The organism is Bradyrhizobium sp. PMVTL-01, from assembly GCF_051861855.1.
Taxonomy (GTDB): Bacteria; Pseudomonadota; Alphaproteobacteria; order Rhizobiales; family Xanthobacteraceae; genus Bradyrhizobium.
Window position 1 is genome coordinate 1,068,727 of record NZ_CP193982.1, and the last position, 12,034, is coordinate 1,080,760.

At 63.4% G+C, this 12,034-nt stretch carries 15 protein-coding genes and 1 pseudogene; 9 read left to right on the forward strand and 7 right to left on the reverse strand.

Going from position 1 to position 12,034, the window contains the following annotated elements; all coding sequences use genetic code 11:
• Positions 1–74 precede the first annotated feature (74 nt).
• Positions 75–959, forward strand: a complete 885-nt coding sequence (locus ACRQ5Q_RS04980) for a protein-L-isoaspartate O-methyltransferase family protein (RefSeq protein WP_439396301.1) — start codon at positions 75–77, stop codon at positions 957–959.
• 226 nt (positions 960–1,185) lie between these two features.
• On the opposite strand, the gene wrbA is transcribed toward ACRQ5Q_RS04980, so the two are convergent.
• The 3 genes from wrbA to ACRQ5Q_RS04995 are packed head-to-tail and all read right to left on the reverse strand — an operon-like array spanning position 1,186 to position 3,319.
• Positions 1,186–1,785, reverse strand: a complete 600-nt coding sequence (gene wrbA, locus ACRQ5Q_RS04985) for an NAD(P)H:quinone oxidoreductase (protein WP_439371233.1) — start codon at positions 1,783–1,785, stop codon at positions 1,186–1,188.
• A 45-nt stretch (positions 1,786–1,830) separates the two neighbouring features.
• Positions 1,831–2,529 (reverse strand): pirin family protein, encoded by a 699-nt coding sequence (locus ACRQ5Q_RS04990; RefSeq protein WP_439371232.1) that lies wholly within the window; start codon positions 2,527–2,529, stop codon positions 1,831–1,833.
• 37 nt (positions 2,530–2,566) lie between these two features.
• Positions 2,567–3,319, reverse strand: coding sequence for an SDR family NAD(P)-dependent oxidoreductase (locus tag ACRQ5Q_RS04995; protein WP_439371230.1), 753 nt, complete (start codon positions 3,317–3,319; stop codon positions 2,567–2,569).
• Positions 3,320–3,436: 117 nt separating this feature from the next.
• Between ACRQ5Q_RS04995 and ACRQ5Q_RS05000 the strand changes: the two genes are divergently transcribed.
• Positions 3,437–4,372 carry a LysR family transcriptional regulator gene (locus tag ACRQ5Q_RS05000; RefSeq protein ID WP_439371228.1) on the forward strand — a complete coding sequence of 312 codons (936 nt, stop codon included), beginning with the start codon at positions 3,437–3,439 and terminating at the stop codon, positions 4,370–4,372.
• Positions 4,373–4,490: 118 nt separating this feature from the next.
• On the opposite strand, the gene ACRQ5Q_RS05005 is transcribed toward ACRQ5Q_RS05000, so the two are convergent.
• On the reverse strand, positions 4,491–4,748 hold the full coding sequence (locus ACRQ5Q_RS05005; RefSeq protein ID WP_439396303.1) for a hypothetical protein: 258 nt from the start codon (positions 4,746–4,748) through the stop codon (positions 4,491–4,493).
• A gap of 144 nt (positions 4,749–4,892) precedes the next feature.
• Here ACRQ5Q_RS05005 and ACRQ5Q_RS05010 point away from each other — a divergent pair, with 144 nt between their 5' ends.
• Both ACRQ5Q_RS05010 and ACRQ5Q_RS05015 read left to right on the forward strand, forming a co-directional pair.
• Entirely contained in the window at positions 4,893–5,879 is a 987-nt protein-coding gene (locus ACRQ5Q_RS05010; RefSeq protein ID WP_439396305.1) for a tripartite tricarboxylate transporter substrate binding protein, read from the forward strand.
• Between the two features lie 95 nt (positions 5,880–5,974).
• Positions 5,975–6,307 (forward strand): hypothetical protein, encoded by a 333-nt coding sequence (locus ACRQ5Q_RS05015; RefSeq protein ID WP_439396307.1) that lies wholly within the window; start codon positions 5,975–5,977, stop codon positions 6,305–6,307.
• 6 nt (positions 6,308–6,313) lie between these two features.
• Here ACRQ5Q_RS05015 and ACRQ5Q_RS05020 read toward each other — a convergent pair whose 3' ends face one another.
• Both ACRQ5Q_RS05020 and ACRQ5Q_RS05025 read right to left on the reverse strand, forming a co-directional pair.
• Positions 6,314–6,781, reverse strand: coding sequence for a YbaK/EbsC family protein (locus ACRQ5Q_RS05020; protein ID WP_439371223.1), 468 nt, complete (start codon positions 6,779–6,781; stop codon positions 6,314–6,316).
• Between the two features lie 32 nt (positions 6,782–6,813).
• Positions 6,814–7,545 carry a haloacid dehalogenase type II gene (locus tag ACRQ5Q_RS05025; RefSeq protein ID WP_439396309.1) on the reverse strand — a complete coding sequence of 244 codons (732 nt, stop codon included), beginning with the start codon at positions 7,543–7,545 and terminating at the stop codon, positions 6,814–6,816.
• A 537-nt stretch (positions 7,546–8,082) separates the two neighbouring features.
• Here ACRQ5Q_RS05025 and ACRQ5Q_RS05030 point away from each other — a divergent pair.
• The 3 genes from ACRQ5Q_RS05030 to ACRQ5Q_RS05040 all read left to right on the forward strand — a co-directional run bounded on the left by ACRQ5Q_RS05030 (position 8,083) and on the right by ACRQ5Q_RS05040 (position 9,877).
• Positions 8,083–8,679, forward strand: coding sequence for a superoxide dismutase (locus ACRQ5Q_RS05030; RefSeq protein WP_439371221.1), 597 nt, complete (start codon positions 8,083–8,085; stop codon positions 8,677–8,679).
• A gap of 66 nt (positions 8,680–8,745) precedes the next feature.
• Positions 8,746–9,339, forward strand: a complete 594-nt coding sequence (locus tag ACRQ5Q_RS05035; RefSeq protein ID WP_439396311.1) for a hypothetical protein — start codon at positions 8,746–8,748, stop codon at positions 9,337–9,339.
• 40 nt (positions 9,340–9,379) lie between these two features.
• A complete protein-coding gene (locus tag ACRQ5Q_RS05040) occupies positions 9,380–9,877 on the forward strand; it encodes a GlcG/HbpS family heme-binding protein (RefSeq protein ID WP_439396313.1) in 498 nt (165 codons plus the stop codon).
• A 38-nt stretch (positions 9,878–9,915) separates the two neighbouring features.
• Here the strand turns inward: ACRQ5Q_RS05040 and ACRQ5Q_RS05045 are convergent.
• Positions 9,916–10,079, reverse strand: a pseudogene (locus tag ACRQ5Q_RS05045) (haloacid dehalogenase type II); the annotation flags it as partial.
• 117 nt (positions 10,080–10,196) lie between these two features.
• Between ACRQ5Q_RS05045 and ACRQ5Q_RS05050 the strand changes: the two are divergent.
• Entirely contained in the window at positions 10,197–10,622 is a 426-nt protein-coding gene (locus tag ACRQ5Q_RS05050) for a hypothetical protein (RefSeq protein WP_439375807.1), read from the forward strand.
• Positions 10,623–10,808: 186 nt separating this feature from the next.
• Positions 10,809–11,948 carry an OpgC domain-containing protein gene (locus tag ACRQ5Q_RS05055; RefSeq protein ID WP_439396314.1) on the forward strand — a complete coding sequence of 380 codons (1,140 nt, stop codon included), beginning with the start codon at positions 10,809–10,811 and terminating at the stop codon, positions 11,946–11,948.
• Positions 11,949–12,034 lie beyond the last annotated feature (86 nt).

Here is a 12,034-nt window from a genome sequence, read left to right on the forward strand (position 1 = left end):
ATAACTCCGGGTTGCATGACCATTGGATTGTCGCAGACGTTGTGTTATCCTCGCCCTCATTTCCCGGAGGCGACATGGAAGATCGTTCGGCCAAATATCGCGCGTTCTACGCGCGGTTGATCTGTGCGGCGGCGAAAGCCACGGATCCGCGTCTCGAGGAGGCCTTTCGGACCGTCAGGCGCGAGCCTTTCGTCGGGCCCGGGCCGTGGTCGATCTGTTTCGGCGGTCATCCTTACGTGGTAACGCCCGATGATGATCCGGCCTTTCTCTATCAGAACGCGCTGCTCGCGCTGGATCCGGTCCGTGGCCTCAATATCGGCATGCCCAGTGCACACGCTTATTGGCTCACCGGCTGCGCCGTCAGGGAGGGCGAGACCGTGATCCAGATCGGCGCGGGCAGCGGCTATTACACCGCGATCCTCGCGCATCTCGTCGGACCCCGCGGCCGCGTCCACGCCTATGAGATCGACGAGCGCCTGGCGGGACTTGCGCGCGAAAATCTAGAGGATGTCGCCCATGCGGATGTGCGCGACCGTTCGGGTATCGCCTCCGATCTGCCGGCTGCCGACGTGATCTATGTCTGCGCGGGCGCGGCGCAGCCGGCCGCGGAATGGCTCGAGGCGCTGCGACCCGGCGGGCGGCTGGTGTTTCCGCTGGCGCCCGAAGGCACGCCCGGCGGCATGTTGATGATTACCCGCCCGGATGACGGCGCGATCTGGCCGGCGAAATTCCTCAGCCGCGCCCAGTTCATCGGCTGTGCGGGATTGCAGAATGCGGATGCCGCCCGTCGATTGGCAGATGCGTTCGCGACAGGATGGGAGGGCGTGCAGTCGCTGCGGCGAGAGGGCGCTCCCGACGAGACCTGCTGGTTTGCCGGCGAGGGCTGGTGGCTGTCGACGGCGCCGCCCCCCATGAGGACAGAGCTAGTCCAGCCTCACGCCGGCATCACGCAAGTGTAACGGCGATTGCCGTCTCACGATCCCGTGCACCCGGCGCAGTGAAGCCGGCCGCGCGAAGCGCGGAACAGGCTGCGGCAATACCATCGCCGCGCCAACGCCTGTGCGGGCTTGCGGATCATCTGCGCGATCAACAAGAGTTCGAAAGCCATTCGTCTCGCTTCGGGTCAAATATCCTGCTCATGCATATGGGGCGGCAGTCCCGAAGGAGAATGCCGCCCGTGTCGCATCAGCCATGCAGCTTTTTGGCCGTCTCCGCGATCTGCCGGCCCTGATAGCGCGCGCCGGCGAGCTCGTTGGCGCTGGGCTGGCGGCTGCCGTCGCCGCCGGTGATCGTGGTGGCGCCGTAGGGCGCGCCGCCCGTGACCTCGTCGAGCTTCATCTGGCCGGCAAAGCCGTAGTTCATGCCCACCACGACCATGCCGAAATGCAGCAAGTTGGTGATGATCGAGAACAGCGTCGTCTCTTGGCCCCCATGCTGGGTCGCGCTGGAGGTGAAGGCGCCGCCGACCTTGCCGTGCAGCGCGCCCTTCGCCCATAGCCCGCCGGCCTGGTCCAAGAAGTTCGCCATCTGCGAGGCCATCCGGCCGAAGCGGGTGCCGGTACCGACGATGATCGCGTCGTAATTGGCGATATCCTCGATCTTGGCAACGGGCGCGGCCTGGTCGAGCTTGTAGTGGGAGGCTTTCGCGACCTCGGCCGGCACCAGCTCCGGCACGCGCTTGATGTCGACGGTGGCGCCCGCCTCGCGCGCGCCTTCGGCGACGGCATTGGCCATCGCCTCGATGTGGCCATAGGCGGAATAATAGAGGACGAGAACTTTGGTCATGGTGGTCTCCGTTGGGATTGGTGAGATGATCGGTCGTTTGAATCGTCAAGCCGCGTCGACGAGCACGAGCTCGGAGTCTTCGAGCGCCGTGATCTTCAGCCGGTCCTCGTCGCGGATCGCCGCGCCGTCGCGGGCGTTGACGCGCACGCCGTTGATCTCGACGGCACCCGCCGCGGGCACGAGGTAGAGATGCCGCGACTTCTGCGGCGCGTACTCGGCGCTCTCGCCCGCCTTCAGCGTGGTGGCGAGCACCCGCGCATCGGCGCGGATCGGCAATGCGTCCGTGTCATTCTCGAAGCCGCTCGCGATGGTGACGAGCTTGCCGGAGCGGTCGGCCTTGGGGAAAGGCTTCGAGCCCCAGGTCGGCTGTCCGCCGCGTTGCGTCGGCTCGATCCAGATCTGGAAGATCCGCGTCTGGGTCGGCTCGAGATTGTACTCGGAGTGGCGGATGCCGCTGCCGGCGCTCATCACCTGGACGTCGCCCGCTTCAGTGCGGCCCTCGTTGCCGAGGCTGTCCTGGTGCGTGATCGCGCCCTCGCGCACATAGGTGATGATCTCCATGTTGGCGTGGGGGTGGGCGGGAAAGCCGGTGTTCGGCGCGATCTCGTCATCGTTCCACACCCGCAAGGCGCCATGACCCATGTTGTTCGGGTCGTAATGGCTTGCGAATGAGAAGTGATGCTTGGCCTTGAGCCAGCCATGGTCGGCGCCGCCGAGCTTTGCGAAAGGTCTGAGTTCGATCATTTGCGTACTTCCTTGGGTTGGACGGGTGACGCCTTGTTCAGGCGCCAAACCCGCCGTCGATGTTGAGCACGGTGCCGGTGACGAAGGAGGCTTCCGGGCTTGCGAGGAAGACCACGCCGGCCGCGATCTCTTCCGCAGTGCCGAAGCGTTGCAGAGCGTGCTGCTTGCGCTGTGCGTCGGCGAATTCGCGGTCGTCGTCCGGGTTCATGTCCGTATTGATCGAACCCGGCTGCAGCACGTTGACCGTGATGCCGCGCGGTCCGAGGTCGCGGGAAGCGCCCTTGGTGTAGCCGACGATCGCAGCCTTGGTTGCCGCGTAGTCCGCGAGGCCGGGGAACGAGGCGCGCGTGGCAATACCGGAGCCGATCGTAACGATGCGGCCGCCTTCACCCATCAGCTTCGAGGCCGCACGGATCGCGGCGACCACGCCGTGCACGTTGATGTCTTCCTGGCGTGCAAGTGCGGCGGTGTCGGTCGAAGGATCGTCGATCAGTCCACCGACGGCGACGCCGGCATTGTTGACGAGGATGTCCAACCGGCCGAAATCGTTGCCGACGCTCCTGACCAGTTGATCGACCTCCTTGGCCGAGGCTTGATCGGCCTTGTAGGCACGGGCCTTGACACCGCGGGCCTTCAATTCCGCGACGACGGCTTCCGCCTTGTCCGGCGAAGCGACATAGCTGATGGCGACATCCGCGCCCTGATCGGCGAGAGCGCGTGCGGATGCCGCGCCGATGCCGCGCGAGCCGCCGGTGACGAGGGCAACCTTGCCTGAGAGCTTCTTGGTCATTGGATTTCTCCATTCCGTGGATTTGCGATTGGCCTTGGATAAGCCTCGGCCTGTGGTATAGAAATAGAAACTGTTGAAACGCATTGTTTCCTGAAATTCACCGAGACGGGTTGATCGATGGCAAAACTCCCCGATTTCGAGGCGCTCGCAATCTTCGCAAAAGTCGTGGAGTTACGGTCGTTTGCGGGGGCCGCGAGCGAGCTGACGATGTCCAAGGCGACGGTGTCGAAAGCCGTGACCCGGCTGGAGGAGCGGCTCGGCGCCCGCCTGTTCAACCGCACCTCGCGCCGGCTCGCGTTGACCGATGCCGGCCACAAGCTCGCCGACCGGGCGACGCGCCTGCTTGCCGATGGCGAGGCGGCCGAGAACGAGGCGCTCGCGCAATCGGTCGCACCGCGAGGCCTGGTGCGGCTCGCCGTGCCCATGACGTTCGGCATCAAGGCGGTGGCGCCGCTGCTGCCGGAGTTCTTCAAGGCCTATCCGGAAGTCTCGGTCGATCTGCACTTAAGCGATGCGACCGTGGATCTGATCGGCGAAGGGTTCGACATGGCGGTGCGGATCGCGCGGCTGCCGGACTCCTCGCTGATCGCCCGCCGGCTCTTCACCATGCCGCGCTTCACGGTGGCGGCGCCGTCCTATCTGAAGCGTCACGGCCGGCCGACGCATCCGATGCATCTCGCCGAGCACAGATGCTTCAGCTACGCCTACATGTCGACGCCCAACATCTGGCATTACACCAATTCGGCCGGCGAGCAGGCCAGCGTGCGTCCGGGCGGCCCGCTCCGCGTCAACAACGGCGAAGCCGTGATGCCGTCATTGATCGCCGGCCTCGGCATCGCCGAGCTGCCCGAATTCATCGTCGGCGAGGCCATTTCGTCCGGCGCCGTCGAAGTGATCCTGAAGGACTGGAAGCAGGCCGAAGGCGCCGTGCACCTGGTGACGCCACCCGGCGGCCCGCGTCCCGCACGCGTCGAAGCGCTCGGCGATTTCCTCGCCGCCAACCTGCCCGGCACCTGCAAGCGGCGGCCGCGCGGGAAGGTGAAGGGAGCGTAGGGAGAGCGGTCCCGACTATCTCGTCATTGCGAGCGCGGCGAAGCAAATCCAGAGTGTCACCGCCGAGGGAATTCTGGATGGCTTGGTCGCAAGGGATCCTCGCAATGACGGCGTGTGGCTACGACACCTGCACGCCGTTGATCGCGACGATGCGGAGATTCGGCTTCAGCGTTCCCTCCAATCGCGTCTTCAACTCGTGGACACGCGGGTCGGTCGAGTGGGCCGCGCAAACCGCGTATTGATGGACGGACTTCGCCAGGGCCTGCCGCGCTTCCGGTGTTCGCGTCGCGTCCGGTTCCGAAAGCCGCAAGACGATCGCGGCGAGATTGACCAGCATCTCGTCCAGGGCGACGTCGATAGTCCCAAGATTGCACATCACTCCCTCCCGGCAAGGGCAACCCGCAGGTCCGCCGATGCGTTCCGCACCCGGTCGGACATGGTTAATGCCTGGTTAACGGCTTGTTATTGCCGGTCGCCACGCTAGGCTGGCCGGAGAAACAAAGAAAATCTGGGGAGGCACATGGATCGACGCGATCTCTTGCGCGCCGTTGCGGCATTGCCGCTGTTGCGGGCTGCTGTACCGGACAGGGCCCTCGCGCAAGCCTATCCGGTGCGCAACATCACCATGATCGTGCCGTTTCCGGCCGGCGGCCAGGCCGATCTCGCGGCGCGCCCCGTAGCGATGGCGCTGGAGCGGATCCTCGGCAAGCCCGTCATCGTCGACAATCGCGCCGGCGGCGGCGGCGGATCGGTCGGCAATGCCGCCGCGGCACGCGCCGAGCCCGACGGCTACACGCTGCTGATGACGCTGTCCTCGCTCGCGGTGCTGCCGGAGGCCGACCGGCTGTTCGATCGTCCCGTTGCCTACGAGGTCTCGCAGTTCATGCCGATCGCGCGCGTGCTGGCCGATCCGACGCTACTCGCGGTGCCGGCCTCGGCACCGTGGAAGACAGCGCAGGATTTCATCGAGGATGCGAAGAAGCGGCCGGGCCAGATCACCTACGGCTCGTCCGGCCCCTACGGTACGCTGCATGTGGCGATGGAAATGTTCGCAAACAGCGCTGGCATCAAGCTGCTGCACGTGCCGTTCCGCGGCGCCGGTCCTGCGCTCACCGCGTTGCTCGGCGGCACCGTGCAGGCGATCGCGGCCGCGCCCGGCACGCTGAAGCCGCAGGTCGACGACGGCAAGCTGCGCGTGCTCGGTAATTGCGGCGCGCAGCGCGTTGCGAGTTTCCCGGACGTGCCGACCTTCCAGGAGCTCGGTTACAAGGACGTCGAGATGTACATCTGGGCCGGCCTCTTTGCGCAGAGCTCTCTTCCCGCGCCGATCGTCAGCCGGCTGCGCGAGGCGATGGCGCAGGTGATGACGAGCCCCGACGTGCTCAAGGCATTCGAGACATCAGGCAGTCTCGTCGCCTATCAGGACGCGCCGGCCTTCTCCGAATTCGTGGCGGCCGACAGCGCGCGGCTGATCGCGGCGGTGAAGAAGATCGGCAAGGTGGAGTAGGTTCCGCATTGCCTTCACATTTTGTTGTTGGTTCAGAACCTGCCCGCGTCTCATTGTTTGATGAGAATTCGAGAGACTCGGGAAGGGATGGAACTATGCGAGCAGAGCGGATTGCGCTGAGTGTGGCGCTTGCGATCGGCGGCATCGTCGTCCACAGCGCTGCCTCCGCCCAGGAATATCGCGGAACCATGGAACAGCAGATGGCCTGCACACCGGATGTGTGGCGCCTGTGCGGCGACCAGATTCCGGACAGGAACCGTATTGTGGCTTGCTTGCAGCAGAACACGCCCCGCCTTTCGAGCGGTTGCCGCGCCGTGTTTCAGTCGAGCAACCAGGCGCAGCAGCCGGTGCCGCGCAACCGCGTCGCCCCGCCCCCGCGCTATAACAATGCGCCTCCGCCTCCGCCTTATTACGATGACGACGACTAGGCGGCTCTAGGATTTGTGCTCGCAGACATCGACCCATTCGGCCGCGGTCAACTCCGCCATGCGCTCGGGCGTGATGCGCACCGCGCTGTGGGTCGAGCCTGCGGCCGGCACCACCACGTCGAACGCTTTCAGCGACAGGTCGCAATAGACCGGCAGCGGCGCCTTCAGCCCGAACGGGCAGACGCCGCCGACCTCGTGGCCGGTGATGTCGGCGACTTCTTCCGGCCCCAGCATCTTCGGCTTGCCGCCGAACTGCGCCTTCACCTTCTTGTTGTCCATGCGCGAGGTGCCCGCGGCGACGATCAGGATCACGCGCTCGCCGATCCGCAACGACAGCGTCTTGGCGATCCGTCCAGGCTCGACCCCATAGGCTTCGGCCGCCAGCGCCACCGTCGCGGAGCTGATCGGGGATTCGATGACGGTGACGTCGGGGGCTTTCTCGGCGAAGAAGGCGCGAACAGATTCCAGGCTCATTCCAGTCTCTCGGGCGGGCGGCGGTACCTGCCCTAGATGATAGCTGGCAGCTCGGAGAGCGAGCGGACGCGGTGGTCCGGCGCAAAGCCGAGCTCGTCCATCTGGGTGCGGATCGCCTTGAACATTGTCAGCGGTGCCACGAGTTCGGTCTCGACGCAAGCCAGCGCCATCGCCTCGGGCGTCACCCGTTCGAGCCAGGCGACGTTCAGCCCAAACGACTTCGCGCCCGCCACGTCCCAGGGATTGGAGGACACGAACAGGACTTCGTCCGTCTTGGTGCCGAGCACCTCCCCGATCAGCTCATAGGCCGCCGGGCTCGGCTTGAAGATCTTCTTCGCATCGACGCTGATGGTGGCATCGAGCAGGCCGTCGAGCCCTGAGTTGCGCACCAGCCCGTCCAGCATGTCCGGACTGCCGTTGGAGAGGATGGCGAGTTTTCGCGGCCTCAAGGCTGCAAGCGCGCCTGTTGCATCCGGATAGAGATCGAGATGTAGATATTTTTCGATCACGCGCTCGAAGCCCTCGCTCTCGTAGGCGAGCCCGAGCATGCGCAGCGTATAGGCGAGCGAGTCGCGGGTGACCGCGTCAAAATCCCGGTAGCGCCGCATCAGCGAGCGCAGCCAGGTGTATTCGAGCTGCTTGATGCGCCAGACCTGAGTGATGATCTCGCCATAGCCCGGAAACGCATCCTCGGTGACGTCTGCGACCGACTGGATGTCGTAGAGCGTTCCGTAGGCGTCGAAGACGACGGCTTTGATGCTCATTGGCTCGCTCCTCCGTGATATTTGCAGCGCGCACCGACAATACCGAAGCGGCCCGGCGCGCGACAAGGTCGGACCTCTCTTCAAGAAATCGTCACCCCGTTGACCTCGCCTGGCAGATTGACACGCCAGGCGGCAGAGCGCTTAATTCACGGCACGGGGATTTGCGATCTCCCCGCGAGGCGACATGCCCAAGCATCGCGTCCTGGTCACCAAGGACGCTGCATGTCTCCTTTCATCTCGAACTCATCAGCGAAATTGTCCCGTCAATTGGTGCCGCCAGCGCGCCGACCCATCGTCGATGTCCGTATCGACGAGGGCCGCGCGCTCCATTTGCGCGCGCGACAGGACAGCGAGCACCAGCAGCTGGCGAGCACGCGGGGCACGTCGGGGACGATGATGACGTGGAGGATTCCGTGACCACGAATACCCGACCGCCGGGACTTCGTCAGGGGCGTGGGGCCTGCTGCGGCATCGACCGCAATACTCACGGGGACGCAAGCCCTTGCGCACGTCAATCAGCCAACAGGAGCCCTGCCAATGACACACCAGGCCAAGCCGATGCCGTTCGACCCGAAATCCATTGCCGGCATCTCGGAGAAGGTGCTCGTGAGCCACTACGAGAACAACTATGTCGGCGCCGTAAAACGACTCAACGCGATCGGAACGCAGCTTGCCGAGCTCGACTTCGCGAAAGCTCCGAACTTCGTCATCAATGGCCTGAAGCGCGAGGAACTCGTCGCGTCAAACTCGATGATCCTCCACGAAATCTATTTCGACGGGCTCGGTGGTGCCGGCAAGCCGAGCACGGCACTTGCCGACGCCATCGCGCGCGATTTCGGCAGCATGGAGCGGTGGCGCGCGGAGTTCTCCGCCATGGGCAAGGCCGAAGGCGGCGGCTCCGGCTGGGTGATACTTTCCTACTCGCCACGCGACAAGCGGCTGGTCAATCAATGGGCCGCCGACCACACGACCACGCTGGCCGCCGGACGCCCCGTGCTGGTGCTCGATATGTATGAGCACGCCTATCACATGGATTATGGCGCCGCTGCCGCGAAGTATGTCGACATCTACATGGAAGCGATCAAATGGGACAACGCTGCAACACTGTACGATCAATACAGGCGGGAAGCTTAGATGCAAAAAATGAGCGCAGCGCTCTCGGGGGCGGCGTTGTTCCTGTTGTTGGTGGGAGGAAACGCGATGGCAGAAACTGTGAACTTTGACAACGCAGCGGCCGGCGCAGCGCCCGAAGGCTGGACTCTGACGATGACGGGCCGTGGCCAGCCCAAATGGACGGTCGAAGTGGAGTTGACGGCGCCCAGCAAGCCGAACGTCCTCAAACAATCCGGTCAGGCGACGTTTCCAGTTGCGCTCAGGAACGGCATCAGCATCCTGGACGGGTTCGTCGAGGTCAAGTTCAAGGCGATCGCAGGCTCCGAGGATCGTGCGGCCGGTATTGTCTGGCGTGCAAAGGATGCCGACAATTACTATGTGGTACGGGCCAATGCGCTTGAAGACAATGTCGTGCTCTACAAGACGATCAAGGGTGTTCGCAGCGCGCTCGATATCGTCGGCCGGAAAGGCGGCTATGGCGTCAAGGTATCGGTGCCGTCGGGCCAATGGCATTCCCTGCGGTGCGAATTCGCGGGAAAGTTGTTCAAGGTAACGTATGACGGCAAGCCGATGTTCGAGGTCGAGGACCAATCGATCAAGGACGCCGGCATGATCGGCTTGTGGACCAAGGCCGACAGTGTCACCTTGTTCGACGACCTGACATACGGTGCGCTGAACTAGGCCAAAAGTCGGCGCCGGACCTGCTCACGTCGGAGAAGCCATGCTCGCTCGAACCCTGCTTGCGGCCACCGTCCCGTTGATGCTCGCGTACCCGGCAATGGCGCAGGAGCCGCTCGCGACCTACAAATCCCTGAGTCCCGAGCTGGCGCTTGACCTGGCCCGGGCATCGCTTGGCGATTGCCGATCGCGCGGGTACCAGGTCGCCGTCGCGGTCGTCGATCGTTTCGGGGGGACACAGGTGATCCTTCGCGACAGGTTCGCAGGCGCTCACACCGTTTCGACGGCTTCGGGCAAGGCGTGGACCGCAGCAACATTCAGGACCAGCACCACCGAACTGAATGCCGTCAGCCAACCTGGCATGATGCAGGCCGGTATCCGCAATCTCCCCGGCACGGTGATCATAGGTGGCGGATTGATTGTCGAAGCGGGCGGTTCGCTGGTCGGGGCCGTCGGTGTGTCCGGGGCGCCTGGCGGTGATGCTGACGAAGCCTGCGCCAGGGCCGGGATCGAGGCGATACGCGACAAGCTGGAGTTTTAGGGCTGCAGTTTTCGGGCCGGCTTGCCCGCCTCAGAGACGAAAAGCCGCCAGCGCCGCATCAGCGAGCGCAGCCAGGTGTATTCGAGCTGCTTGATGCGCCAGACCTGCGTGGTGATCTCGCCATCGCCCGGAAACGCATCCTCTCGGTGAGCGAACCGTAGGCATCGAAGACGACGGCTTCGATGGGCGGCTCGCAAGCAATTTGCACCTCTTTCAGACCGATACAGTTTTTCGATACGATGAGTTTGGCCTTAAAGTGAGAAACCGACGTCCGGGGTCGGCGCAGGCAGCCCGGGCGTAGCTCGGAAAGCCCGCGGCGATGGGAAGACTGATTGGCGAAGTTGCTTCGAAGGGGATCAGAGCGGCGCGACAACGGTTGGTGCTCTGTCGCCTGATGATCGACATCATGAGAACCGTGCACGGAGCCTATGCTCCTGCAAGTGAGCCTTTTGGTAGCCGCTTGGAAATCTTCTTCATTGGGTTGTGCGTAGCTCTTGGTCAGTTTGAAGACAGGCCATTTTCCGTCGCTAAGATTGCGGCGTACATGCGTGTGCCCCGCACGACAGTCCTGCACAGACTGGAACGCCTGCGAAGTTGGGGTCTCGTTCATCGACAGGACCGTCGCTATTACGTCGACGAAAAGGCGCTCAATTCTCTCCTGGGCATGCGAAGCTATCAGCGCATCAGGGGGCTGCTCGACAAGGCTGCCGAGGAATTGACCGTTTTGGACACTTTGCCGGATTGACCGCAGCGCTCGAATGTCCAATAGCGGATCGCTTGACTCAACTGATTGTGCGAAGCCGGCAAAGCTCAATGCTGGTGCGCAAATTCATCTCCGGTGACAGCAAAAAAAATCAGCCTTTGAAGGTGACCAACTCACCTCAGTACCTCCAGCGGCAGGTCCATTTTGCCTGCTTGGGGGAAAAGCCGGATGCGCAACCAAATTACCATCCCGAGGTTGGCTGTCGGCGAACTGTCGGAGCTGAAAGGCCAGGGCCGCGACCTGCGAATAGATGCCTGTCGGGGCGTCGCGCTGTGGTGCATCTTTCTTGACCATGTTCCCAACAACATCGGAAGTTGGCTGACGCTACGGAACTACGGCTTCAGCGATGCCGCCGAAGCATTCATGTTCATTTCCGGCGTAACCTGCGCGATGGCCTACGGCAAGGCATGGCGCCGCGAGGGCTGGACCGGAGTGATCATCCGGACGGTGCGGCGAAGCTGGGACATCTATGTCGCATTTCTGTTGCTCACGCTCGCTTGCGCCATCCTGGTTCACGTTGCAGGCGGAGGCCGCCTTGCTGACGAGAGCAATACGCGCATTCTACTGGACGATCCGGGCGCGACGCTCGCGCGCACGGCGATCCTGCAATACCGTCCGGTCAATACCGACGTGTTGCCGATCTTCGTGCTTTTTCATCTCTCGTTCGCGCCCTTGCTGTGGCTGCTGCTGCGTCTGCCGAACGTGACGCTTGGCGCCTCGCTGGCGCTCTATGCGCTGGTGCATATCTTCGGCTGGACCGTCACTGCATGGCCCAACGGCCACTGGGCCTTCAATCCGCTGGCCTGGCAGCTGCTGGTTGTACTTGGCGCCTGGTGGACGATCGCGGGCGAGAGAGTGCTGCCGTTTTTGATGTCACGCACAGCTCTTACAGTTTCAGTCTTGTATCTGCTGCTCAGCTTGATCGTCGCCTTGAGCTGGCACATCAGGCCCCTGGAAGCAGTAATTCCGCAGCTGCCGAAGCTGCACCCCTTGGACAAATCGAATCTCGATCCATTTAGACTGCTGCATTTTTTGGCCATGGCGGTCTTGGCGGCATGGTTCATGCCTCGCAAATGGCCAGGGCCGATGAGGCCGGTGATGCGCGGTGCGATCCTCTGTGGCCAGAACTCGCTACCAATCTATTGTCTCGGCGTCCTGCTGTCGTTCGCTGCCGATGTGGCGAAGCACGACATCTCGGACGGGCTTGCGATGCAGTTAGCCCTTAGTCTCGGTGGCATCGTGGCGATGATCGCGACTGCAACGCTGCTGAACTTGCTCGACATCAAATCCAGACAGCAACAACGATAATTTCAACGCTGCGATTAGGGAACGCCTATGAGAACGAAGCGCGTCGACATTGGCGAGATCACGACATTGCAGGTGCAGGGTCGGTT

What these genes read in the sequence shown, in the direction of transcription:
- ACRQ5Q_RS05050 (WP_439375807.1), top strand. Translation starts at nt 10,197, where the DNA reads ATGGGAAGACTGATTGGCGAAGTTGCTTCGAAGGGGATCAGAGCGGCG.
- ACRQ5Q_RS05035 (WP_439396311.1), top strand. Translation starts at nt 8,746, where the DNA reads ATGGCAGAAACTGTGAACTTTGACAACGCAGCGGCCGGCGCAGCGCCC.
- ACRQ5Q_RS05005 (WP_439396303.1), bottom strand. Translation starts at nt 4,748, where the DNA reads ATGTGCAATCTTGGGACTATCGACGTCGCCCTGGACGAGATGCTGGTC.
- ACRQ5Q_RS05010 (WP_439396305.1), top strand. Translation starts at nt 4,893, where the DNA reads ATGGATCGACGCGATCTCTTGCGCGCCGTTGCGGCATTGCCGCTGTTG.
- ACRQ5Q_RS05030 (WP_439371221.1), top strand. Translation starts at nt 8,083, where the DNA reads ATGACACACCAGGCCAAGCCGATGCCGTTCGACCCGAAATCCATTGCC.
- ACRQ5Q_RS04995 (WP_439371230.1), bottom strand. Translation starts at nt 3,319, where the DNA reads ATGACCAAGAAGCTCTCAGGCAAGGTTGCCCTCGTCACCGGCGGCTCG.
- wrbA (WP_439371233.1), bottom strand. Translation starts at nt 1,785, where the DNA reads ATGACCAAAGTTCTCGTCCTCTATTATTCCGCCTATGGCCACATCGAG.
- ACRQ5Q_RS05040 (WP_439396313.1), top strand. Translation starts at nt 9,380, where the DNA reads ATGCTCGCTCGAACCCTGCTTGCGGCCACCGTCCCGTTGATGCTCGCG.
- ACRQ5Q_RS04990 (WP_439371232.1), bottom strand. Translation starts at nt 2,529, where the DNA reads ATGATCGAACTCAGACCTTTCGCAAAGCTCGGCGGCGCCGACCATGGC.
- ACRQ5Q_RS05000 (WP_439371228.1), top strand. Translation starts at nt 3,437, where the DNA reads ATGGCAAAACTCCCCGATTTCGAGGCGCTCGCAATCTTCGCAAAAGTC.
- ACRQ5Q_RS04980 (WP_439396301.1), top strand. Translation starts at nt 75, where the DNA reads ATGGAAGATCGTTCGGCCAAATATCGCGCGTTCTACGCGCGGTTGATC.
- ACRQ5Q_RS05025 (WP_439396309.1), bottom strand. Translation starts at nt 7,545, where the DNA reads ATGAGCATCAAAGCCGTCGTCTTCGACGCCTACGGAACGCTCTACGAC.
- ACRQ5Q_RS05055 (WP_439396314.1), top strand. Translation starts at nt 10,809, where the DNA reads ATGCGCAACCAAATTACCATCCCGAGGTTGGCTGTCGGCGAACTGTCG.
- ACRQ5Q_RS05020 (WP_439371223.1), bottom strand. Translation starts at nt 6,781, where the DNA reads ATGAGCCTGGAATCTGTTCGCGCCTTCTTCGCCGAGAAAGCCCCCGAC.
- ACRQ5Q_RS05015 (WP_439396307.1), top strand. Translation starts at nt 5,975, where the DNA reads ATGCGAGCAGAGCGGATTGCGCTGAGTGTGGCGCTTGCGATCGGCGGC.